Here is a 23,527-nt window from a genome sequence, read left to right on the forward strand (position 1 = left end):
CATAGGATATTCATTAGTAGTAAGGGTGAATTATGAAATAGAAAATGCCTTTAAAGTTATAAAGATAGATGAATGTAAGTAATAGTAGAGGGAGGAAATATTATTGGAAGAAACGGTCAGCCTACGAGAAATTTTAAAAATTATTAGAAAACGTTTTTTGCTAATTACAAGCCTTACTATTATTTCAGTAGGCATTGCAAGCTATCTTAGTTTTTATGTCATTACACCTATTTATGAAGCGCAGACGCAAATATTAGTCAATCAAAAAAACATCAGTCAAGAGTATTCCTGGTCCCAAATGGAAACGGATTTTCAATTGATTAATACGTATAACGTAATTATTACAAGTCCAGTTATACTAAATAAAGTTATTGACGAGCTTGATTTGGAAGTCAGCCAAGAGCAGTTAACAAACCAAATTATTGTATCGAATGAGAGTGATTCGAAAGTAGTGAATATTACAGTACACGATCAAGGACCGCAGCAAGCAGTTAATATTGCAAATACAATTGCTGAAGTATTTCAAGCAGAAATCCCAAGTTTAATGAGTGTGGATAATATTAATATTTTATCCCCAGCAAAATTAAATGAATCGCCTAGTCCTGTGACGCCAAATATAACACTTAATATTGCGATTGCTGTAGTAATTGGATTAATGACTGGTACTGGTTTAGCATTTTTACGTGAAATATTAGATACAACGATTAAAACAGAAAAAGATATAGAAGAAGCTTTACAGTTACCTGTTATGGGGTTAGTCGGGGCGATTCCACTGGAAAAAGACAAGAAATATTCTTTCACATCCCGGAAAGGTAGGGGGAATCCAGATGTTTGGACTGAAAAATAGACGTAACAAAAAGAAGTTGAAAGTGGCGAAGATGGGACGTAGATTAATTACTATTTCGAATAGGAAATCGGTTATTTCTGAGCAATTTCGGACAATTCGTACAAATGTAACATTTGCTATCCCTGATCAAGAGGTCAAAACGATTTTAGTGACATCTTCTATCCCTGGAGAAGGCAAGTCGACAAATGCAGCTAATCTTGGTGTTGTTTTTGCACAAGAAGGGAAGCGCGTATTAATTGTCGATGCCGATATGCGTAAACCAACATTGCACTATACTTTTGATATTTTTAATACAATTGGATTGTCTACCATGCTTGCGAGAAAGAGTGTGTTTTATGATACGATTCAAGAAACACCAATTACTGGATTGTTTATTTTACCGAGTGGTCCAATTCCTCCTAATCCAGCTGAGTTACTTTCCTCAAAAATGATGGATGCAGTTCTGGAAGAAATGAAGAAGACTTATGATATTATTATATTTGATGCACCGCCATTACTATCTGTAGCAGATGGACAAATTTTGTCTCATAAATGTGATGGCACGTTGTTAATTGTTAACTCTGGTGTAGTACCAAAAGAGGCTGTCTTAAAAGCGAAAGCAACTTTAATAACTTCCCAGGCGAATATTATGGGCGTTGTTTTAAATAATTATAAAATGTCTCGAAATCGCAAACAGTATTATCAATATTATGGGGCACATGAGTGATATTTAAAGGTTACTTAGCAGTCATATTGCATGAGCGTAAAGTAGCCTGTTTTTTATACAATTGATTGTTAGCAATGTTGAATGGTAAGATAAAGTGAATGTTGAACGTTAGAAAGTGTGGTCTTATAGAATGAAGGTTTTATTTATCGGGGATATCGTCGGTTCAATCGGGCGCGATGCAGTAGCGAAATACTTGCCGCGTTTAAAGAAAAAATATGCTGTAGATGTGGTCATTGCGAATGGCGAAAATGCAGCAGCAGGGCGCGGCATTACGCGTAGTATTTACAATGATTTATTACAAATGGGCGTGGATGTCATTACGATGGGGAACCATACGTGGGATAATAAAGATATTTTTGAGTTTATCGATGATGCGGATTACTTAATTCGCCCAGCCAATTTTTCAAAGGATGCTCCTGGTCGTGGAATGGTGCAAATCGAGAAAAACGGTGTGACGTTAAGTGTGATTAATTTACATGGGCGTGTTTTCTTGCCACCGCATGACGATCCGTTCGCGATGGCAGATGAATTAGTAGCAGAAGCACACCAAAGATCGCCACTTGTTTTTGTCGATTTTCATGCAGAGGCGACGTCAGAGAAAATTGCCCTTGGCTGGCATTTAGATGGTCGTGCTTCAGCAGTCGTTGGGACACATACGCATGTGCAAACGGCAGATGCCCGTATTTATCCAGGCGGTACGGCTTATATTACAGACGTTGGGATGACCGGGCCCTATGATGAAATTTTAGGGATGACGAAGGAAAGTGTCATTTATAAATTCCAAACCAATATGCCGGCGCGATTCGAAGTACCGAAAAAGGGGCGCGATGTGTTAAGTGGTTTCTTTGTTGACATTGACGATAAAACAGGAAAAGCGATTCGTCAAGAACGTATCTATATAAATGAAGACTATCCGTTTGAAGGGTAATGTTCGTAAACGAGCTCATATAAGGGCTCGTTTTTATTATGGAATAAAACGTTCATTTATAAATGGCTCTCTTCATAAATATAAGTAAAATGTTTAGCGAGGAGAGCGAAGTTGAATATTCTGATTGCGGGTGGCAATGGTTTTATTGGTTCTCACACGTATATTTCCTTACGTGAACGATTCCCTGAAGCTCAGTTAGTCATTGTAGATAATTTAGTCAATAGTACGCATAAAACATTAGAAAGCTTACGTAAAATGACGGGTGAAAATATTTTGTTTTATGAAATTGATTTATGTGATGAACAAGCACTAGCAGCATTGTTTCGGGGTTATCAATTTGATGGTGTTATTCATTTTGCCGGCTATAAAGCAGTAGGTGAATCTGTCGTCAATCCTTTAAAATACTATACGAATAATCTTAATAGTACATTGCATTTAGTAAAATACTGTCTGGAATATGATGTGAACAAGTTTGTATTTAGTTCGTCTGCTACTGTTTATGGAGATGGAGTGAGCCCATTAATGGAAAGTGATGCGCTATTACCAGCGAGCAATCCTTACGGTCAGACAAAGGCAATGTGTGAACAGATTTTAATAGATACAGCTCGTGCAAATCCTGAGTTTAGTGTCGCTTTATTGCGTTATTTTAATCCAGTTGGAGCGCATGAAAGTGGCTTAATTGGTGAAGCGGCTAATGGGATGCCAAATAATTTAATGCCCTATATAGCGAAGGTGGCAAAAGGTGAGTTGCCGATATTAAATATTTTTGGCGGAGATTACCCAACTGAAGATGGGACTGGTATACGCGACTATATTCATGTAATGGACTTAGCAGAAGGGCATGCTGCAGCGCTAGAACGTTTATCGTCTGGCGTATGTATTTATAATTTAGGTTCGAGTAAAGGAACGAGTGTTTTACAGCTAGTAAAGGCGTTTGAAGAAGTGAATGGCGTAAAAGTACCTTATCAAATTGTGGAGCGACGTCCTGGCGACTTAGCCATTATCTATGCCGATGCTAGTAAAGCGGAGAAAGAGTTAAATTGGAAAGCCAAGCGTACCATTAAAGAAATGTGTCAGGATGCTTGGCGTTTTGAAAAACATGACGTGCTTATTTAAATAAAAGCAATTTCAGCTATTGGGTGCTTATTTTTGCGCAAATTTCTACATTTTTTTTACGTGCTACAGATGTCTATTTTGATTTTCCTCCGCATACAATGTGCTATCGGACAACAATTTTGTTAGCCGTATATCAGCTAATTGGGGAGGAATAAATGTGGATTCATTAAAAGTATCGTCTCGCTCTAATCCAAATTCGGTTGCAGGAGCATTAGTCGCTGTTATTCGAGAGCAAGGTTATGTTGAAATGCAAGCAGTTGGCGCAGGTGCATTGAATCAAGCTGTGAAAGCGGTTGCGATTGCAAGGGGGTTTGTTGCCCCAAGTGGAACAGATTTAATTTGTGCACCAGCATTTGCGGATATTACAATTGCGGGTGAGGATCGCACGGCATTAAAATTAGTTGTTGAAAAACGAACTCGATAAAATTAATGTAACCAGCTCTTGTAGCTGGTTTTTTTTGTTAGGGAAATTATAAAGTTTCGCATTGTGGATAACGGTTGTTGAAAAGAGTATCTACGTCTAGGCTAAAGCGCCATCCCCTCGCGACGCTTCGACTCCCTCCTACGTGTGGCAAGCACACTTGTCGGGATTCTCCAGCGCGTGTCGGGGATTAGCAGGCGCTTTAGCCCTTTTGTTCTTTGCCCGAAATCATCGCGAAAAGGCGGTATTTTCATGATGAAAAAGTTGTTTACATATGCTCTGTTTTTCACATAATGAAAGGTATTCTACGATACCTCGGCCTTAGGTCTGAATTTTTGTAGAATATAATATTTTCAATAGTACAGCCTACCTGTTCGTGTTAAACTTATGAAGGAAAATCATATATAATTTGTTTTTAAGGAGATGTTGAAATGTTACATCAGCTTTCATGGAAAGTCGGTGGGCAACAAGGTGAAGGGATCGAAAGCACGGGTGAAATCTTTGCAACGGCAATGAACCGTTTAGGATATCATTTATACGGCTATCGTCATTTCTCTTCTCGTATTAAAGGTGGCCATACGAATAATAAGATTACAGTACGTCCTGAGGAAGTGCGCTTCATCGCGGACGATTTAGATATTTTAGTGGCGTTCGATCAAGAAACAATCGACGTAAACTATAAAGAGTTAACGGCATCAAGTATTATTTTAGCAGATGCAAAATTTGACCCAAAAAATCCTGAAGAATCAAAAGCACCACTTTACGCAGTACCGTTTACGGATATTGCTGCTGAGCTAGGGACATCATTAATGAAAAACATGGTGGCAATTGGTGCAACAGCAGCGCTTATGAATTTAGATGAAGCTGTCTTCCAAAACGTTGTAATCGATATTTTCGGCCGTAAAGGGGAAGAAGTAGTAGCGAAAAATATGGAAGCAATTGAGCGTGGGCGCGCAGCAATCGCTGAGCAAATTGGTGATAAAGTCGGGGCTTGGGCACTTGCACCAGCAGATGGAAAACGCCGCATGTTTATGATTGGGAATGATGCTGCTGCGCTTGGTGCTTTAGCAGCAGGTGCGCGCTTCATGGCCGCATATCCAATTACGCCAGCTTCTGAAATTATGGAATATATGATCAAAAAGCTTCCGTTAGTCGGTGGTGCAGTGATCCAAACAGAAGATGAGATTGCAGCCGCAACAATGGCAATCGGTGCAAACTATGGTGGGGTTCGCTCATTTACAGCATCAGCGGGTCCTGGTTTGTCACTAATGATGGAAGCAATCGGTTTATCAGGGATGACGGAGCAGCCGCTTGTTATTTTCGATACACAACGTGGCGGTCCGTCAACAGGGTTACCGACAAAGCAAGAGCAGTCGGACTTAATGGCTATGGTGTACGGTACGCACGGTGAAATTCCGAAAGTAGTTATCGCACCTTCGACAATGGAAGAGGCATTTTATGATACGATTCAAGCCTTCAATATTGCAGAAGAATTACAATTACCAGTTATCGTGTTGACAGATTTGCAATTAGCACTTGGAAAACAATCTGTTGATCCTTTTGACTATAGTAAAATTGAAATCCGTCGTGGTAAATTAGTGACGCCTGAAGATGCAGAGTCAAAAGATTACTTCAAACGTTATGAAAATACAGAAGACGGTATCTCACCTCGTGTATTACCGGGAGCTCAAGGTGGTATTCACCACGTAACAGGTGTAGAGCATGATGAGCAAGGGAAACCATCTGAAGCACCGGGCAACCGTCGTACACAAATGGATAAACGTTTCCGCAAGCTACAACATTTACGCTTTGATAATCCAGTACATGTGAGTGCACCACATGACGAAGCAGATGTGTTACTCGTTGGCTTTAACTCAACGCGCGGTGCATTAGAGGAAGTACAAGATGCGTTAAACGCAGAAGGAATTAAAACAAACCATGCACATGTGCGTTTAGTTTTCCCATTCCCAGCTGAGGAAATGAGCGAATTAGTGAATAAAGCGAAAAAGGTTATCGTTGTAGAAAATAACGCAACAGGTCAACTGACAAATATTATGAAAATGTCAATTGGTGGACACAGCAAAATCCGTAACGTCTTAAAATATGATGGTACGCCATTCTTACCACGCGAATTAACAAATCTTGTGAAGGAGGAGATCTAAATGGCTACATTTAAAGATTTTCGTAATAGTGTAAAACCAAACTGGTGCCCAGGCTGTGGAGACTTCTCTGTACAAGCTGCGATTCAGCGTGCAGCAGCAAGCGTAGGCTATGAGCCACATGAATTAGCCGTTATTTCTGGGATCGGTTGTTCAGGTCGTATTTCAGGTTATATTAACTCATATGGTTTCCATGGCATTCATGGCCGTGCGTTACCAATTGCACAAGGGTTAAAAATGGCTAATCGTGATTTAAAAGTCATTGCTTCTGGTGGTGACGGTGATGGGTTCGCGATTGGGATGGGGCATACAATTCATGCCATTCGTCGTAATATCGATATCACATACATTGTTATGGATAACCAAATTTATGGTTTAACAAAAGGGCAAACATCTCCACGTTCTGCTGCTGGTTTCGTAACGAAATCAACACCAGGCGGGGCAATCGAGCCATCGTTAAAGCCATTAGAAGTAGCGTTAACTGCTGGTGCGACATTTGTTGCACAAGGCTTTTCTACGGATATTAAAGAACTAACAGCATTAATTGAAGCAGGTTTAAATCATAAAGGCTTCTCGTTTATCAACGTATTCTCACCATGTGTAACGTACAATAAGGTAAACACATACGATTGGTTTAAGGAGCATTTAACGAAGCTTGCTAATATCGAAGGTTACGACGCTTCTAACCGCGAGCAAGCAATGCAAACCGTAATGCGACACGAAGGATTAGTAACAGGTATTATTTACCACGATACAGAAACAAAGTCATACCAAGAAAAAGTGGGAGGCTATGCAGAGCTACCACTAACAGATATTGATATTTCTTTATCGGAAGATCAATTTGATCAACTAGTAAAAGAATTTATGTAAAAAATAGGGGATGCCCAGAAAGTAAAAGCTTTCTGGGCATCCCCTTTACGTCTAGATAAGTATGTCTTTAGAAATATTGCTCTTGCGGTGGCCGCCACAGGAGCAAAAGTTGTTAGATGACGCCTTTTTTACATGGACTTTACAATTCGTTTGCATCCCCTTTATATTGTAAAGCTATGCTAGCATTAGCAAATAAAGGGGGCTTTTCTTTTGCGAAAATATATTAAGGTAAATGACCGGCTTACAATGCTTATGATTGTCTGTATTGTATCGAATATTTTATTGGCGATTTTTAGTATCGATTATTTACGAAAAATGGCGGACGGCACGGAAGCGATGTATGAGGAAAAGTTACAATCATTAAATGCTTTATACCATGATGAACCGATTGTTCCGTTTGATTCGAAAATGGAATTTTATGCGAAGAATGAAGCCCCGACAGCGGAAGTGGAGGCGTATATTTTAGAAAGAGCAGAGGCCCAGCTCACAAGCTATAAGCTCGATATTGAGCGTGGTTATTGGTTAATCTTCACCATTTGTGCGGTCATGGTGTTACTTGTGCTTTATTTTGCTATTGGGGCGAGAAATGCCGTACAAAGACCTACAGGTGAGTTAAAAACACTTCTCAAGTATACACAAACGGGTGATTTAACGCATTTTGCTACATATGATGGGCGAGATGAATTAGGGGAAGTCATGCGCTATTACAATGAGATGATGCATGATTTACAGGAGCTAGTGAAGGTAGTACGTAGCAGTACAGATTCAGTAGCTGTATCGAATGAGCAACTCGAGAAGTCTTCACAACAAACAACTGCTTCAGCAATCCATATTACAACAGAAACGAAGCAGTTAGCGCGTATTGCGAGTGAAACAGCTGCGCAGTTAATCGATAATAGTGATGCGGTCAAGCAAGTGTCAAACTATATGGCGCAAATTCAAACACAGCTAGGAAAGGCGCAGACAAGTATTGAACAGACATATGCGGAAGCAATGCTCGGCAGTGAGTTGGTGAGTCAAAATGTGACATCTGTTCAGGAAATCGAACGGATGATGGACGAAGCGATGCAAGTGATGGAACTGCTAAATCATCAATCTCAAAATATCCACCAAGCCATTGAACTGATTGAAGGGATTGCGAGCCAAACCAATTTACTAGCGTTAAATGCATCGATTGAAGCGGCACGCGCTGGTGAGCATGGAAAAGGGTTTGCCGTTGTGGCAAGTGAAGTTAAAAAACTAGCAACTCAATCGCTTGAAGCAACAAAGGTCGTCACAGAATTAGTACAAACCATCCAGCAACAAAGTGGCATTGCGGTGACACAAATGCAAAAAGCAACGCGTGCTGCACATGATGGAAATGCTGTGACAGGTCAGCTCGCTTCTAAATTTATGGTGATTTCGGAACATATTAATGAACTAAAGCCTGAACTAGTAGAAGTAGTAGAAGTTGTAGAGTCCGTCCATACGTATACAGAAGGTGTTGCAGAAGCATCCCAACAGTTAACGCATAAGACAGATGAAAATGCATCTCGCGTGTCACAAATCGCTTCAGAAGTAAATGCCCAGTTAACGGCGACTGAAGCGATTCACCGGCAAAGTGTATCCATTACGAAAAATGTACGAGCACTATCACATGCCGTGAATCGATTTTCAGTATAAAGTGCTAAAATTAAATTTTACAGCAAACTATTGTTTTCACCATCCCTTCCTTTCAAAATGTGCGTAAAGGAGGGGGTTTTTTTGATCTGTTTATCCCGAGAAAAACCGTCAAAAATCGTCGTGAGTGAAGCATTGCTTCGGCGAGGAATATTAAATATTCAACAAAAAAATTTATTAATGGAAAATGTACGTATTGGAGAAATTGGATTTGAAGGAGAGGTAAGAGCAGATCAGTTTTGGTCGGATTTACAATTAGAAATACCTCATTTTTTGTTACATGGCTATGAAACAGAAAATAGTCAAGGATTTTCACATCAAATTGATACAATTTTACTGACGAAACACTTTGTATTGATTGTAGAATTGAAAAATATCGGTGGACGTGTGAGGTACGATGAGAGGACCAATCAATTTATACGAGAACTTCACGGGGAATTGCTGGCATTACCTGACCCATTCGCACAAGTATCTCGACATCAGGTATTTTGTAAACATCTACTTCGTGAAGTCGGGATAGAGCTTCCGGTTTTAACAGCCATCATTTTTACAAGCACTTCATCTATTTTGGAAGAGATGCCTACTCGCTTTCCTATTTTTAAGCTGGCGGGTTTGCGATTTAAATTAATAGATTGGTTGAGGACTTATCCTGCGCAATTATCGGAAAGTATGCTATGTTTAGTAAAAGAGGAACTGCTGGCGCGTTATAAACCACGTATGTGGCAACCACCATTTGTAGATTTAAAAGTGAAGCCCGGTGCCATTTGTACATGTGGGTCTACAATGTACTATAGGCGTGGCAAATTTATTTGTAGTTGTGGTGTAGTTTCTAAAAATGCTTTATATCAAGGCTTGCACGACTATCGATTACTCCGCAGCGAATGGATAACAAATAAGGAACTGCGCGATTTTTTCCTCATTGAAAGTATAGATATAGCTAATAAAATATTAAAAAGAGCGGGATTTTACTATGAGGGGAGTACTTGTGCAAGAAAGTATTTGATTCCGAAAGATGTTTGGCGAAACTTTTAAAATATTTGGCGAGACTTTTATGAAAAGTGGCGAAACTTCTTCCAAGTTTGGCGAAACCTAAGTCGCCATATATAAAAGAGGTATGAATGATGACGAATATTATTAATTTTCTTCAGCATAAAAATGAAAAAGATGAGCAGATTATACGACGCTATTTCCAAAAGGCATATTCATTAGATGAGCGATTAGATCAACTCATTCAAGATAAAGATTTGCAAGTGGAGGATCATAAATTATTTTTAGCCTTTTTAGCGTACCTTGAACAGCAGCGAATTGATCCGCAACAACTATTTAAAGATGTCATTGACTTGCCCAAATTTAAGTTTGAAGCGAAGTATAATATGAACTGGGGACAGGTTGTGAAATTAAGTGTCACATTTCTTACAATTTTACGTACAAATGACCTAGAAGGCTATAAACAATTCACGCGCTAAGCTTGTCGGAACGTGTATTCTTTCGTTATAATAAGCAAATGGGTATTTGAATGAAAGGAGCTAACACAGTCGATGAACGAAGAACAACGACTAGCTAGTCAGCAAGTAAATCAACCGAAAAAAGAAGAAAAAGATTATAGTAAATATTTCGAGCGCGTATTTACAGCGCCATCACTTAAAGATGCAAAAAAACGTGGAAAAGAAGAAGTGAACTATCATAAAGATTTTTCGATTGATGAAGAATTTTTAGGTATGGGGCAAGGACGTAAATTTTATATCCGTACGTACGGATGTCAAATGAACGAGCATGATACAGAAGTAATGGCTGGAATCTTTATGCAGCTTGGCTACGAATCAACAGAGTTAATCGAAGAAGCGGACGTTGTCTTACTAAACACTTGTGCCATTCGTGAAAACGCAGAAAATAAAGTATTTGGTGAGCTTGGTTTCCTTATGAAATATAAGCGTCAAAACCCTGAAATGCTCATCGGGGTTTGTGGCTGTATGTCGCAAGAAGAATCGGTTGTCAATAAAATTTTAACAACTTATCAGCATGTGGATATGGTATTCGGTACGCACAATATTCACCGCCTACCACATATTTTAAAAGAAGCTTATCTTTCAAAAGAAATGGTTGTCGAAGTATGGTCTAAAGAAGGAGACGTCATCGAGAACCTTCCGAAAAAACGTCTTGGTTCGATTAAAGCGTGGGTCAACATTATGTATGGCTGTGATAAATTCTGTACGTACTGTATCGTACCGTATACACGTGGTAAAGAGCGTTCTCGTCGCCCAGAAGAAATTATTCAAGAAGTACGTGAATTAGCGGCGCAAGGCTATAAAGAAATCATGCTATTAGGTCAAAACGTAAACGCCTATGGTAAAGATTTCACAGATATCGAATATCGTCTTGGTGATTTAATGGACGAGTTACGTAAAATTGATATCCCGCGTATTCGTTTCACAACATCTCACCCGCGTGATTTTGATGATCACTTAATCGAAGTGTTAGCGAAAAAAGGTAACTTAGTAGAGCATATTCATTTACCAGTACAATCGGGTTCTAATGATATTTTAAAAATTATGGCGCGTAAATATACACGCGAACACTTCCTAGAGTTAGTACGCAAAATTAAAGCAGCGATGCCAGATGTCGCGTTTACAACGGATATTATCGTTGGTTATCCAAACGAAACGGAAGAACAATTCCAAGAAACAATTGATCTGTACCGTGAAGTAGGCTTTGAAATGGCGTTCACATATATTTATTCGCCACGTGAAGGCACACCAGCTGCGAAAATGGTCGACAACGTACCGCAAGATGTTAAAAAAGAGCGTCTCCAACGCTTAAATGCTGTTGTAGAAGAGTTTTCAGCGGCTGCATTGAAAAAGTACGAAGGCCAAATTGTCGAAGTATTAGTAGAGGGCAGCAGTAAAAAACGCGATGACGTATTAGCTGGCTATACACGTCGCAATAAATTAGTGAACTTTGCTGGCGATAAAGACTTAGTTGGCCAACTAGTAAAAGTAAAAATTACTTCTGCAGCGTCATATTCATTACGTGGTGAATTTGTAGAAGTGGTAAAACAAGAAGAGGTGCAAATTTAATGACAAAAATCTATACAAAAGATGAGCTTGTTGAAAAAGCAAAAGAAATCGCACATATGATTGCTAACACAGAAGAAGTGGAATTTTTCAAAAAAGCAGAAGAGCAAATTAATGAAAACCAAAAAGTACGTGAAAAAATTGCTTCGTTAAAAACATTACAAAAGCAAGCTGTTAACTTCCAGCACTTAGGGAAAGAAAAAGCTTTAAAAATGATTGAAGGTAAAATCGAAGCCATCGAAGAGGAAATCGACGGAATTCCAGTTGTACAACAATTTAAACAGTCGCAAGTTGAAGTAAACGAGCTACTACAACTTGTATCAAACGTTATTGCCAATAACGTTACAAACGAAATTATTGAATCAACGGGCGGCGATTTACTTCGTGGTGAAACAGGCTCAAAAGTACGTAATAGCGTACCTGGCAGCTGTTCTTAATCTACACTTCATCGTTCTAATAGGAAATAATCAAAACACATTTTGACTAAATTTGGTCGAGATGTGTTTTTTTCTAATGTGAACATATTAGGCATCAGCCGCATATGATAAGGCGAGAATTAGGAAGGGAGAGGTGTCGGTGAAAAGGCTACGTCAAATCGTGACGAGAGCGGTCATTGCAAAAGGTAAGAAGCGCACAGAACAAGAGGAGCTATTAAAGCCACCGAATACACCGACTAATATATTAGGCTGCTGGGTCATCAACCATCAGTACCAAGCTAAAAAAGTTGGAAATTATGTTGATGTATCCGGAAAATTCGATGTGAATATTTGGTATGCATTTAACAATCACTCGAAAACAGCCGTATATACAGAAACGGTGCCGTATCGTGACCGCATCAAGCTACATTACCGTGATAACCAAGTTGGCGATTCGAATGATGTGCATGTACGTGTCCTGCAGCAACCAAATTGTATTGAAGCAGTCATTACGCCATGTGGAGATAAGATTAAAGTGTTAGTAGAACGTGAATTTTTAGTGGAAGTAATCGGTGAGACGACAGTTTGTGTGCATGTTCATCCACTAGATTTTGAAGAAGAATGGGCATTTGGAGATGAAAGTACTTCTTCAAGTTCAAGCAGTTCAAGCTCGAGCTCAAGTAGCAGCCCTGTACTTGAATCATCATCATTTCACTAATTGAAAGGGGTCTTCTCAAACACTTTTGGGAAGGCTCCTTTATTGTTATAATGGAGAGTACTAAAGAAAGTAAAGAGGTTAGATGTATGTATACTCCGATGATGCAACAATATTTATTAATAAAAGAAGATTACAAGGATGCCTTTCTATTGTTCAGGTTAGGTGACTTTTATGAAATGTTTTTTGATGATGCCGTTCGTGCATCGCAAATTCTTGAAATTACGTTAACGAGTCGCGACGCTGGCGGCAAAGAGCGTATTCCGATGTGTGGCGTGCCGCATCATGCTGCCAAAAACTATATTGAAACACTTGTGTCAAAAGGGTATAAAGTGGCGGTTTGTGAACAAACAGAAGACCCGAAGCAAGCAAAAGGCGTTGTAAAGCGCGAAGTCGTACAGTTGATTACGCCGGGTACGATTATGGACGGCAAATCAATCGATAGTAAAACAAACCACTTTTTAGCGGCTGCTGATCAACTACCGAATAATGAAATCGCTTTTGTTTATTTAGATGTTTCCACTGGTGAAGCCAATGCTCAAATCGTTGAAGGCGGTGCGAAAGAGTGTATTCAGCAACTGCAAAGCTTTAATATTCGGGAAGTCATCGTCACACAAGAAATGCAGCTTGAAATGGTAGAAATGGCTGAGGCAACAGGGATTGTCTTATCATTGGAGGAAGGAGAAATGGATGGGCAGAAAGCGAATATGTACATTGAACATTTACCTCCAGCGTTAAAGCCAGCTGCATGTCGTTTACTACAGTATATTGAACGAACACAAATGCGTTCCCTCTCGCATTTACAGGCATTTACCTTTACGGAAATGCAACAATATTTACGCATTGATACGAACTCTAAACGCAATTTAGAGCTGATCCAATCGATTCGAGGTGGCGATCAAAAGGGGACGCTCCTTTGGCTGCTAGATGAAACGGTGACAGCGATGGGTGGGCGTAAATTAAAACAATGGTTACATCAACCACTTGCGTCGCGCAGTGCTATTGAAGCGCGTCTTGCCATTGTGACAGATTTACTAGAGGAATTTTTCGTGCGCGGCGAACTGCGTGAACTACTAAAGCAAGTATATGACTTAGAGCGGTTAGCCGGTCGTGTTGCATTTGGCAATGTAGGGGGGCGTGATTTAGCCCAGCTTCGTGAATCGCTTCGTCAAGTACCCGCGATTAAAGCGCAGCTACTTGAAAGTGGTAAGGAAACATTGGTACGTTTAGGGGAGTCGCTTGATACATGTGAAGATATTGAAGCGCTACTTGCTCGCAGTATTACAGATCATCCGCCAATTACGATTAAAGAAGGCGATGTCATTCGCGACGGCTACAATGAAAAGTTGGATGATCTTCGCTATGCCTCTCGTAACGGGAAAGGCTGGATTATGCAGCTAGAGCAAAAAGAACGTCAATTAACAGGCATTAATAACTTGAAAATCGGCTATAATCGCGTGTTTGGTTATTATATTGAAATTACAAAATCGCATATCGGGAAAGCGGATTTAACGCGCTATGAACGCAAGCAAACACTGGCGAATGCAGAGCGATATATTACAGAAGAATTAAAAGAAAAAGAAGCGCTTATTTTAAACGCAGAGGAACAAAGCTTAGCACTTGAATACGATTTATTTGTGGCGCTGCGTGAAGAATTAAAAGTGTATATTCCGCGTGTACAAGCGTTAGCGGCGGCAATTAGCGAGCTGGATGTTTATATGGGCTTTGCTGTTGTCACGGAAAAGTACCGCTTTACTAAACCGACATTCCATGAGGGGCGTGCGTTGAAAATTATTGATGGACGTCACCCTGTTGTTGAAAAAATGCTTGGTAAGCAAATGTATGTACCAAATGACTGTGTGTTAACGGAAGAGAAAAATATGATGCTTATTACAGGGCCAAATATGTCCGGTAAAAGTACGTATATGCGCCAAGTTGCCCTAATTGTGATTCTTGCCCAAATGGGTTGTTATGTACCCGCAGCAGAAGCTAGTTTACCGATTACCGATCAAATTTTTACGCGCATCGGTGCAGCGGACGATTTAGCAGCAGGACAATCGACATTTATGGTCGAAATGATGGAATCACAGCATGCGATTACACATGCGACAAAAAATAGCCTACTGCTATTCGATGAAATCGGTCGTGGTACATCAACGTATGACGGGATGAGTTTAGCGCAGGCGATGATGGAGTATATTCATACGGAAATTGGTGCGAATACTTTATTTTCAACACATTATCATGAATTAACCGATTTAGAACAGCAGCTCGAACGATTAGTGAATGTGCATGTATCCGCAACAGAGCAAAATGGACGTGTCGTGTTTTTGCATAAAGTAAAAGCAGGGGCAGCAGATAAAAGCTATGGGGTGCATGTAGCAGAGCTTGCGGAAATGCCCGCTGCCATTATTGACCGTGCACGCATTTTACTCGCGCAATTTGAAGCACAAGACAAGCCAGTCACACAAGGAACGGCTATTGAAATCGCTGTACAACCTGAGCCAAAAGAAGAGTTACAGTTGTCATTATTTGCACCAACGGAAGAGATGTCGCCACAGGAAAAAGAAGTATTAGAGGCACTGTCAAAATGCAATGTGATGGGCACGACGCCAATACAGGCAATGAGTTTATTGTATGAACTGCAACAAAAACTAGTGAACGGAAAGTAAGGAGGTGAGTGCATGGGCCATATTCAAATAATGGATGAATTTTTATCCAATAAAATTGCAGCCGGTGAAGTAGTCGAACGCCCCGCCTCTGTTGTGAAAGAATTGGTTGAAAATGCGATTGATGCAGGCAGTACCTCCATTGAAGTGTTTTTGGAAGAAGCAGGTCTGATGAGCATTCAAGTTGTCGATAATGGAAGTGGAATGGATGAAGACGATGCGCTCAAGTCATTTGCTCGTCATGCTACATCCAAAATCGAAAAGGAACAAGACTTATTTCGGATTCGCACACTCGGTTTCCGCGGGGAGGCATTAGCATCGATTGCGTCTGTCTCGAAAGTGACGTTAAAAACATCAGACGGTACAAGCAGTGGCGTTGAAGTGTATTTAGAAGGGGGACACGTAAAAGAGCAAAAACCAACTGCGTTTCGAAAAGGAACAGATATTACAGTAGCCCAGCTTTTTTATAATACACCCGCACGTCTGAAGTATTTAAAAACGATTCAAACCGAACTAGGGCACACGATCGATTTAATCAATCGTTTAGCACTCGGCTATCCAACGATTGCATTTAAGCTAGTGCATAACGGTCAAGCACTACTGCATACAAATGGGCGCGGCAATGTACAGCAAGTATTGGCAGCGATTTATGGGGTACACAATGCAAAAAAAATGCTCGCCTTTGAAGGAAATTCGAATGACTATAAAGTATATGGCTATGCAACACTACCTGAAGTAACCCGTGCTTCTAAAAACTATATGTCTGTATTTGTAAACGGTCGTTGGGTCAAGCATTACCTTGTGCAAAAAGCCATAGTGGATGCGTATCATACGTATTTACCGATTGAGCGCTATCCAATTACTGTCCTTTATATTGAAGGGGACCCACAGCTAACCGATGTCAATGTACATCCGGCGAAGCATCAAGTCCGGTTAAGTAAAGAGCCGGAATTACTAACTTTGATTGAAGACACGGTACGTGCGGCGATTCGCCAGACGATTCGTGTGCCCCAAGTAGAGAAGAAGGAAAAACCTACGAAGCTTCCGTCAGAGCAAATGAATTTATGGAAACAACCATCACTGAACACACAAAAGATGGACCATATCGTTAGCCGGTTAAATGAGCAACAGCCTGTAGTGCGAGAATCGGCAGTTGAAGCATCGATTCCGGAGCAACGATTAATAGTAGAAGAGCCTGTTGAGATAGTAGAAGCTATCTCACAGGTAGAAAAAGAAGTCGTTGTACCAAACGAACTCGCTGATCAAGAAGAACGCAAAGAGCCATTCCCTCAACTTGAAGTCGTTGGACAAATTCACGGGACATATATCGTCGCACAAATGGAGGATGGATTTTATTTAATCGATCAGCATGCGGCTCAGGAACGTATTAAATATGAATATTTCCGCGAAAAAGTGGGCGATGTGAATGCGAATGAACGGCAAGCGTTACTCTTACCGTTAACCTTCCATTATTCAGCGGATGAGGCGCTTATTTTAAAAGAGCACAGGGAAGCACTTGAACAAGTAGGGGTATTTTTAGAAGAGTTCGGGCATGGTTCATTCGTTGTGCGTGAATATCCGACATGGTTCCCGAAAGGATTTGAGCAAGAGATTATCGAAGAGTTAATTGAGCAAGTGCTCACGACGAAAAAGGCAGATGTCAAAAAGCTACGTGAGGAAGCGGCGATTATGATGAGCTGTAAAAAGTCGATCAAAGCGAATTATTATTTAACGAAGGAGCAAATGGTTCGCTTGCTGGATGATTTACGCGCGGCACATAATCCGTTTACATGTCCGCACGGTCGTCCTGTACTTGTGCATTTTTCTACGTATGAAGTAGAAAAAATGTTTAAACGTGTTATGTAATATGAGAGGGGGATTGGGGTGGAAAAGGTAGAAAAATTTTTAAAGATGAGTGATGGACAAGAATTATTTGTTGCTTGCTATGAGCCAACAAACCTCCTTCGAGGGCATATTCATATTTTGCATGGGATGGCGGAACATTGCGGGCGATACGATACGTATGCGAAGCAATTAGCAGACATGGGGTATTTTGTGTCGATGCACGACCATCGTGGGCACGGCCAAACGAGTGATCGAAACGGTAAGCTCGGTTTTTTTGCCGAGCATAAAGGGTTTGAACGGGTTGTGCGGGATGTCTTTGAAGTGACTCAATTAATTCGTAAAAACCGTGATCTCCCGCCAATGATTTTATTTGGTCATTCCATGGGGTCATTTATTGCCCGTCGGTATGTGCAACTTTTTAGTACGACCATTAAAGCACTGATTTTATGTGGGACAGGTGCAGGGACTCGATTACATGAAATCGGGAATCGTGTAGCCAATATTCTCGCTCAGACGAAGGGGAAAAATATCCCGAGTGAACTAATGGATAAATTGAGTTTTGGTAGCTTTAATAAATCGGTACTAAACCCGAGTACGATGTTTGATTGGCTCAGTCGTGATCCACAAGAAGTACAAAAATATATCGATGATCCGAAATGTGGATTTATTGGCACACATCAATTTTTTGCGGATGTCACATACGGGATTAGCCTAATTAGTAAAAAAGAAGAAATGGCCCGTGTGAGACATGATTTACCCGTCCTGCTCATTAGCGGTAGTGAGGACCCGGTCGGTGATTATGGCGTCGGTGTGTTTAAAGTAGCAGAACAATTAACAGAAGCAGGACTCGAAAATGTGTGTGTCTATTTATTTGAAGGGATGCGCCACGAAATTTTAAATGAAACAAATAAAGAACAAGTATACGAAGTAATCAAACGGTGGTTAAAACATGAGCAAAGACTATGACGTAGTGGCCATTATTGGTCCTACCGCATCAGGTAAGACGGCATTAAGCATTCAATTGGCCAAATGGTTGGATGGAGAAGTAATTAATGGAGATTCCATGCAAGTATACCTGGGGCTTGATATCGGAACAGCTAAAATTACACAACAAGAAATGCAAGGTGTTCCGCATCATTTACTCGATATAAAAGAACCGACAGACAATTTTTCAGTCGCGGAGTATCAACAGCTTGTACGAGCGAAAATTGAAGAAATACAAGCGCGCGGCAAGATGCCGATTATTATCGGTGGAACGGGTTTATATGTGCAGTCTGTCTTGTATGATTTTCAGTTTACAAAAGAGGATGTGAACGAGGAAGCAAGAAAAGCGTATTATGCCGAGCTTGAAAAAATAGGTCCAGAAGCGATGCATGCGCGTCTTGCTGCACTTGACCCGAAGACTGCAAAAACGATTCATCCGAATAATACACGCCGAGTCATTCGCGCGCTGGAAATGGTAGAACTAAGCGATACATCAAAGGCAAATGAAGAACATCAGCGCGGGGATATCCCGTTATATCAACATCTCATTTTAGGGCTAGATATGGATCGTGAGAAATTATATGAACGCATTAATATGCGTGTGGATGTAATGATGGAAAAGGGGCTACTAGCAGAAGCAAGGGCGCTGTATGATGCGGGGATTCGCGATACACAAGCAGTCAAAGCCATTGGGTATAAAGAATTATTTGCTCATTTTGACGGGCTTTGTACGTTAGAGGAAGCCATTGAGCAAATTCAGCAAAATTCTAGACGCTATGCTAAACGTCAACTGACATACTTCCGAAATAAAATGGACGTACAGTGGGTTTCAAATGATTTCGAGAAAATTAAAAAAATTTTCTAATTTATTGAAAAAATGGGAGGAATCTTTATATTAGTGGAGAATAGTAACAACTATAGAAATATAAAGTATCAGGAGGCGCTCTCGTGAAATCAATTAACTTACAGGACACATTTTTAAATCATTTAAGAAAAAACAATGTTTTCGTAACGGTATTCCTATTAAATGGTTTCCAGCTGAAAGGATTAGTGAAATCGTACGATAATTTTACGGTATTACTAGAAGCAGAAGGAAAGCAACATTTAATTTATAAACATGCGATTTCAACATTTGTCCCTACAAAACAGGTGACATTAAATGGTGAAGAATAGATGTTAACTACTAGCAACTGCCAGGCATTTCACTTATAATAACAAGGAATGCTGATTGAGGGGAGCTATCGTCATGAAATCAATGACAACAGATGAATTATTAAATTTACTAGATGCAAATGAAGATTTACACATTATCGATGTACGTGAAGATTTTGAAGTAGAGCACGGGATGATTCCAGGTGCAACAAATATTCCGCTTGGCGAGGTCCCAGCACGCACAGCCGAATTAGATCAATCAAAAGCGTATATTGTTGTATGTAAAGGCGGCGTACGCAGTGCCAATGCTTGCGAGTATTTAGCTGAGCAAGGCTTCGATGTGACAAACTTAGAAGGCGGCATGATGGCATACGACGGAGAATTAGAGTTTAAATAATCATGAGGGCGTAGCGGAACATCCGTTGCGCTTTTTATGATTTTGTGGAGGAAAAGGGGGATTCGCTGATAAAAGTTGTGAAACCGCTGATAAATTAGCGTACTCGCCGATAAAGGTGCAGAATCGCCGATAAAATCACAAAACCCGCTGATAAATCCTGCATACAAAACAAAAAGGATTTCCAGTGATCACGGAAATCCTATTAGTTTCGCCTTACTTATGTAAATATAGCTTTTTACGAGGTAACTGCCACTCCCTTGAATAAGAAAGAAAACGGAAGAAAATGACACCTATAAATAATCCGTACAAGAACAAGTCGCTTGTGACGAATTGTAAACCAATCAAGAGTCCGGCAATCGCTGCCCATAGTGCATAAATTTCATCGCGTAGCACAATCGGCTTGCGGCCCGCTAATAAGTCACGAATGATCCCACCCCCGCAACCTGTCAAAATCGCTGCAACGATCACCGCACTGAGCGGAAGTCCGAGTTTTACTGCATGCATCGCCCCTTGAATGGCAAATGCGGCGAGACCAATGGCATCGGTAATATTTCCCCAACGGTTCCAATGCTTAATTAAATGATGCGGCATAATGAAAAATAGTGTAATTGCCACGAGCGTTATTTGAAATAACGTTTCTTGATTCCACAATGTCGAAACCGGTAAGCCGATGAGGACATTCCGAATCGCCCCCCCACCAAATGCCGTCACAATACCTAAAATATACACACCGAATAAATCATACTCTTCCTCCATTGCAATAATGGCGCCAGATAAAGCAAATGCGACTGTACCAATTATACTAAACACATCCCAAGCCACCAAATACACCCCCTAAGTATTCCCTATGAGAATAGCAATTTTTACAAATATGAGCAATATGAAATAGTTGACGCATTTTTATGAATTGATAAGATGGTAAAGGACATAAAGAAAAGATAGGAGTAATTATTGTGGCATTTCAGACCGTTTTAACAAACGATACACTAGCATTAGCAGAGAAAGTAGAGGAGCTTGTTCGCCCTTATCATAAAAAATGTGATGATATGGCCTTTTACAATCAACAAAAAGTGTTAGCAGCATTTCGTAAGCATCAAGTAAGTGACTATCATCTACACCCATCAAGTGGTTACGGTTATGATGATGAAGGGCGAGACAATTTAGAACGTGTATATGCAGAAGTGTTTGGTGCAGAGGCAGCGATTGTACGCCCGCAAATTATTTCAGGTACACATGCGATTACACTAAGCTTGTTCGGGGTGTTACGACCAGGAGATGAGCTTGTATATATTACAGGGAAACCTTATGATACATTGCAATCGATTGTAGACGGCGGGGAAAAAGATACAGGTTCCTTGAAGGATTTTGGCATTAAGTATTGCCATGTGGATTTAATCGACAATACAGAAATCGACTGGGCGGGCGTACAAGAGGCAGTAAATGCAAACACAAAAATGATTGCCATTCAACGCTCAAAAGGGTATGCAACACGCCCATCCTTTACAATTGAACAAATTGCGGAGATGACAAAACGCATTCGCGAAATCGCCCCGCAAGCTGTGATTTTTGTGGATAACTGTTACGGAGAATTCGTTGAGCAGTATGAGCCGACAGAAGTGGGTGCAGATTTAATGGCGGGGTCACTCATTAAAAATCCTGGTGGTGGTTTAGCGAAAATTGGCGGTTATATTGCAGGTCGTGCACATTTAGTGGAAAAATGTGCGTATCGTATGACATCACCAGGTATTGGTGCAGAAGCTGGGGCAACGTTAAATACGTTAGCCGATTTTTATCAAGGATTTTTTATGGCACCACACACGGTCGCACAAGCGTTAAAAGGGGCGATTTTCACATCGGCTATGCTAGAGCAAGTAGGGATGACGACATCGCCGCATTATACAGATGCACGTACAGATTTAATTCAATCGGTATCATTCCAAACAGCGGAGCAGATGGTCGCGTTTTGTCGGGAAGTACAGGCGGCATCACCGATTAATGCGCACTATGCCCCAGAACCAGCGTATATGCCTGGATACGAGGATGATGTGATTATGGCAGCTGGTACATTTGTGCAAGGCTCCAGTATTGAATTAACAGCAGATGGTCCGATTCGCCCACCATTTACGGCATTTATCCAAGGCGGATTAACGTATGAGCATGTTAAATATGCGATTTGTAGCGCTGTCCAAGCATTAAAATAGTCAGTTCAATCGATTTCACGTATTTTTCACAAATCTACCGTCGCCCCCGTGCTATGCTAAGGGCGGAGGTGTTTTGTTTTGAAAAAATGGATTGGACTACTTATCATTATTATATTAATTGGTGCAGTGGCATGGAATAGCTTAAAAGAGCCAGCTACTGAGTTTGGCTTAACAGATGAAGGAACAGGTCTTGAAAAAGGGGATACACCGCCTCAATTTAAACTTGAGACATTAAACGGGGAGCCATTAAGCTTACAAGATGTAAAAGGGAAAAAAGTAATTTTGAATTTCTGGGCTACGTGGTGTGATCCTTGCCGTGAAGAGATGCCTGTATTTGAAGCGTATGATGCCAAACATGAAGATGTTGTGGTGTTAGCTGTGAATATAACAGATAAAGATGTGAAGGTTGAAAAAATCGCCCAGTTTGTCGATGAATACGGCTTAACATTCCCAATTTTACTGGATAAAGCAGATGATGTGTCAAAGGCATATGAAGTCATAACTATTCCGAGCACGTATTTTTTAGATGAAGAAGGCATCATCCAAATGAAAATTAACGGTGCGATTGATGAAACGATGTTGGATTTATATGTAAAGCAATTGTAATAATGTTGAAACCTCCCTCTTGATAGGCTCGTATAGCATATAAAGGGGGAGGTTTACGTGAATAGGGGAACGAGTCCACAAATAAAAATGATTGTATTTGCGATTGCGCTATTGCTTATAACGCCGTTATTTGTATTTTTTGTCCCACTTTTTTATTCGCAAACAGTCTATATACATGTCGATCATATTGCACTGCTCATTCCGATGCGAAACTTTGTGTTAGTAGGCGTTGGTTTTGCTTGCTTAATTGTGATGCTTTTATTATTGGCATGGAAGCGCCAACTCGCTACATATATGTTGGGCGGGTTGTTAGTGGTAGGGGCTATCATTGCCTTTCTCCAATCACAGACGAGCTATATCGTGATTCAGGAGAGCGGCATTGAAACAAAAATGTATAGCGATGTGAAAAACTACTACTGGGAAGAGATGACCGATATCGTGTATGACGTTTACGCGACAGATGCTAATACGTATACATTTACGATGAATGATGGTGAAACCGTTGAAATAGTAGAAAACGGTCAGCTTCAACAAATCCGTGGCACGTTTTTATCGATTGCTCGCCAGTACAATATCAACTATATAGAAAATCATCATGACTGAATGCATCTTATACGGATGCATTTTTTTTTTGAGCGAAATTAGTTTAATGAAGAGAAAATACAGATTATTTTCTATTTTATGCACCTTTTTAGGCGTGTTTTCTTATTTGTGTTAGTTTTTCTAACATACCGTTGACATCGTTCATCACAGGGAGTAATATAG

The 23,527-nt window shown here is 40.4% G+C and carries 23 protein-coding genes; 22 read left to right on the forward strand and 1 reads right to left on the reverse strand.

Features of this window, described 5'->3' with window-relative positions:
* The first annotated feature begins 103 nt into the window (after positions 1 to 103).
* The 19 genes from ACQQ2I_RS05470 to ACQQ2I_RS05560 all read left to right on the forward strand — a co-directional run bounded on the left by ACQQ2I_RS05470 (position 104) and on the right by ACQQ2I_RS05560 (position 19,955).
* The gene (locus ACQQ2I_RS05470) at positions 104 to 847 is read left to right on the forward strand and encodes a YveK family protein (protein ID WP_431029556.1); all 744 of its coding nucleotides are present in this window, start codon (positions 104 to 106) and stop codon (positions 845 to 847) included.
* On the forward strand, positions 828 to 1,553 hold the full coding sequence (locus tag ACQQ2I_RS05475; protein WP_431029557.1) for a CpsD/CapB family tyrosine-protein kinase: 726 nt from the start codon (positions 828 to 830) through the stop codon (positions 1,551 to 1,553). The genes ACQQ2I_RS05470 and ACQQ2I_RS05475 overlap by 20 nt, the downstream gene beginning before the upstream one ends.
* Positions 1,554 to 1,683: 130 nt before the next feature.
* A complete protein-coding gene (locus ACQQ2I_RS05480; RefSeq protein WP_391366581.1) occupies positions 1,684 to 2,481 on the forward strand; it encodes a TIGR00282 family metallophosphoesterase in 798 nt (265 codons plus the stop codon).
* 111 nt (positions 2,482 to 2,592) lie between these two features.
* Positions 2,593 to 3,597: a UDP-glucose 4-epimerase GalE gene (gene galE, locus ACQQ2I_RS05485; protein WP_431029558.1), complete on the forward strand. Its 1,005-nt coding sequence runs from the start codon at positions 2,593 to 2,595 to the stop codon at positions 3,595 to 3,597.
* Between the two features lie 157 nt (positions 3,598 to 3,754).
* Positions 3,755 to 4,021, forward strand: coding sequence for a stage V sporulation protein S (locus ACQQ2I_RS05490; RefSeq protein WP_391366585.1), 267 nt, complete (start codon positions 3,755 to 3,757; stop codon positions 4,019 to 4,021).
* A gap of 428 nt (positions 4,022 to 4,449) precedes the next feature.
* On the forward strand, positions 4,450 to 6,180 hold the full coding sequence (locus tag ACQQ2I_RS05495) for a 2-oxoacid:acceptor oxidoreductase subunit alpha (protein WP_431029559.1): 1,731 nt from the start codon (positions 4,450 to 4,452) through the stop codon (positions 6,178 to 6,180).
* Positions 6,181 to 7,047 carry a 2-oxoacid:ferredoxin oxidoreductase subunit beta gene (locus ACQQ2I_RS05500; RefSeq protein ID WP_431029560.1) on the forward strand — a complete coding sequence of 289 codons (867 nt, stop codon included), beginning with the start codon at positions 6,181 to 6,183 and terminating at the stop codon, positions 7,045 to 7,047.
* A gap of 210 nt (positions 7,048 to 7,257) precedes the next feature.
* Entirely contained in the window at positions 7,258 to 8,709 is a 1,452-nt protein-coding gene (locus tag ACQQ2I_RS05505) for a methyl-accepting chemotaxis protein (protein ID WP_431029561.1), read from the forward strand.
* Positions 8,710 to 8,829: 120 nt separating this feature from the next.
* A complete protein-coding gene (locus ACQQ2I_RS05510; protein WP_431029562.1) occupies positions 8,830 to 9,738 on the forward strand; it encodes a nuclease-related domain-containing protein in 909 nt (302 codons plus the stop codon).
* A gap of 86 nt (positions 9,739 to 9,824) precedes the next feature.
* Positions 9,825 to 10,172 (forward strand): hypothetical protein, encoded by a 348-nt coding sequence (locus ACQQ2I_RS05515; RefSeq protein WP_431029563.1) that lies wholly within the window; start codon positions 9,825 to 9,827, stop codon positions 10,170 to 10,172.
* Positions 10,173 to 10,244: 72 nt separating this feature from the next.
* The gene (miaB, locus tag ACQQ2I_RS05520) at positions 10,245 to 11,780 is read left to right on the forward strand and encodes a tRNA (N6-isopentenyl adenosine(37)-C2)-methylthiotransferase MiaB (RefSeq protein ID WP_431029564.1); all 1,536 of its coding nucleotides are present in this window, start codon (positions 10,245 to 10,247) and stop codon (positions 11,778 to 11,780) included.
* Positions 11,780 to 12,214 carry a RicAFT regulatory complex protein RicA family protein gene (locus ACQQ2I_RS05525; RefSeq protein WP_431029565.1) on the forward strand — a complete coding sequence of 145 codons (435 nt, stop codon included), beginning with the start codon at positions 11,780 to 11,782 and terminating at the stop codon, positions 12,212 to 12,214. Before miaB ends, ACQQ2I_RS05525 begins: the two co-directional genes overlap by 1 nt.
* 139 nt (positions 12,215 to 12,353) lie before the next feature.
* Complete coding sequence (gene cotE, locus ACQQ2I_RS05530; RefSeq protein ID WP_431029566.1) at positions 12,354 to 12,911, forward strand: outer spore coat protein CotE; 558 nt, start codon at positions 12,354 to 12,356, stop codon at positions 12,909 to 12,911.
* 86 nt (positions 12,912 to 12,997) lie between these two features.
* Positions 12,998 to 15,580, forward strand: coding sequence for a DNA mismatch repair protein MutS (mutS, locus tag ACQQ2I_RS05535; RefSeq protein ID WP_431029567.1), 2,583 nt, complete (start codon positions 12,998 to 13,000; stop codon positions 15,578 to 15,580).
* A 12-nt stretch (positions 15,581 to 15,592) separates the two neighbouring features.
* Positions 15,593 to 17,443: a DNA mismatch repair endonuclease MutL gene (gene mutL, locus ACQQ2I_RS05540; RefSeq protein WP_431029568.1), complete on the forward strand. Its 1,851-nt coding sequence runs from the start codon at positions 15,593 to 15,595 to the stop codon at positions 17,441 to 17,443.
* Between the two features lie 18 nt (positions 17,444 to 17,461).
* Positions 17,462 to 18,388, forward strand: a complete 927-nt coding sequence (locus ACQQ2I_RS05545; protein WP_431029569.1) for an alpha/beta fold hydrolase — start codon at positions 17,462 to 17,464, stop codon at positions 18,386 to 18,388.
* Positions 18,372 to 19,271, forward strand: a complete 900-nt coding sequence (gene miaA / locus ACQQ2I_RS05550) for a tRNA (adenosine(37)-N6)-dimethylallyltransferase MiaA (protein ID WP_431029571.1) — start codon at positions 18,372 to 18,374, stop codon at positions 19,269 to 19,271. Before ACQQ2I_RS05545 ends, miaA begins: the two co-directional genes overlap by 17 nt.
* A gap of 83 nt (positions 19,272 to 19,354) precedes the next feature.
* Positions 19,355 to 19,579 (forward strand): RNA chaperone Hfq, encoded by a 225-nt coding sequence (hfq, locus tag ACQQ2I_RS05555; RefSeq protein WP_431029572.1) that lies wholly within the window; start codon positions 19,355 to 19,357, stop codon positions 19,577 to 19,579.
* Positions 19,580 to 19,652: 73 nt separating this feature from the next.
* Complete coding sequence (locus ACQQ2I_RS05560) at positions 19,653 to 19,955, forward strand: rhodanese-like domain-containing protein (RefSeq protein ID WP_431029573.1); 303 nt, start codon at positions 19,653 to 19,655, stop codon at positions 19,953 to 19,955.
* A gap of 213 nt (positions 19,956 to 20,168) precedes the next feature.
* Here ACQQ2I_RS05560 and ACQQ2I_RS05565 read toward each other — a convergent pair whose 3' ends face one another.
* Positions 20,169 to 20,777, reverse strand: coding sequence for a trimeric intracellular cation channel family protein (locus ACQQ2I_RS05565; RefSeq protein WP_431029574.1), 609 nt, complete (start codon positions 20,775 to 20,777; stop codon positions 20,169 to 20,171).
* 131 nt (positions 20,778 to 20,908) lie between these two features.
* On the opposite strand from ACQQ2I_RS05565, the gene ACQQ2I_RS05570 reads away from it, so the two are divergent.
* The 3 genes from ACQQ2I_RS05570 to ACQQ2I_RS05580 all read left to right on the forward strand — a co-directional run bounded on the left by ACQQ2I_RS05570 (position 20,909) and on the right by ACQQ2I_RS05580 (position 23,365).
* Positions 20,909 to 22,156, forward strand: a complete 1,248-nt coding sequence (locus tag ACQQ2I_RS05570; protein ID WP_431029576.1) for an aminotransferase class I/II-fold pyridoxal phosphate-dependent enzyme — start codon at positions 20,909 to 20,911, stop codon at positions 22,154 to 22,156.
* Positions 22,157 to 22,234: 78 nt separating this feature from the next.
* The gene (locus ACQQ2I_RS05575; RefSeq protein ID WP_431029577.1) at positions 22,235 to 22,762 is read left to right on the forward strand and encodes a TlpA family protein disulfide reductase; all 528 of its coding nucleotides are present in this window, start codon (positions 22,235 to 22,237) and stop codon (positions 22,760 to 22,762) included.
* A 57-nt stretch (positions 22,763 to 22,819) separates the two neighbouring features.
* Positions 22,820 to 23,365, forward strand: a complete 546-nt coding sequence (locus ACQQ2I_RS05580; RefSeq protein WP_431029578.1) for a hypothetical protein — start codon at positions 22,820 to 22,822, stop codon at positions 23,363 to 23,365.
* Positions 23,366 to 23,527: the final 162 nt, after the last annotated feature.

It is taken from the genome of Lysinibacillus sp. LZ02 (assembly GCF_050613145.1).
Lineage (GTDB): Bacteria > Bacillota > Bacilli > Bacillales_A > Planococcaceae > Lysinibacillus_B.

Coding starts and splice junctions, on each gene's coding strand:
- ACQQ2I_RS05560 (WP_431029573.1), top strand. CDS start 19,653: ATGAAATCAATGACAACAGATGAATTATTAAATTTACTAGATGCAAAT.
- ACQQ2I_RS05500 (WP_431029560.1), top strand. CDS start 6,181: ATGGCTACATTTAAAGATTTTCGTAATAGTGTAAAACCAAACTGGTGC.
- ACQQ2I_RS05480 (WP_391366581.1), top strand. CDS start 1,684: ATGAAGGTTTTATTTATCGGGGATATCGTCGGTTCAATCGGGCGCGAT.
- miaB (WP_431029564.1), top strand. CDS start 10,245: ATGAACGAAGAACAACGACTAGCTAGTCAGCAAGTAAATCAACCGAAA.
- ACQQ2I_RS05515 (WP_431029563.1), top strand. CDS start 9,825: ATGATGACGAATATTATTAATTTTCTTCAGCATAAAAATGAAAAAGAT.
- miaA (WP_431029571.1), top strand. CDS start 18,372: ATGAGCAAAGACTATGACGTAGTGGCCATTATTGGTCCTACCGCATCA.
- mutS (WP_431029567.1), top strand. CDS start 12,998: ATGTATACTCCGATGATGCAACAATATTTATTAATAAAAGAAGATTAC.
- ACQQ2I_RS05475 (WP_431029557.1), top strand. CDS start 828: ATGTTTGGACTGAAAAATAGACGTAACAAAAAGAAGTTGAAAGTGGCG.
- ACQQ2I_RS05495 (WP_431029559.1), top strand. CDS start 4,450: ATGTTACATCAGCTTTCATGGAAAGTCGGTGGGCAACAAGGTGAAGGG.
- ACQQ2I_RS05525 (WP_431029565.1), top strand. CDS start 11,780: ATGACAAAAATCTATACAAAAGATGAGCTTGTTGAAAAAGCAAAAGAA.
- mutL (WP_431029568.1), top strand. CDS start 15,593: ATGGGCCATATTCAAATAATGGATGAATTTTTATCCAATAAAATTGCA.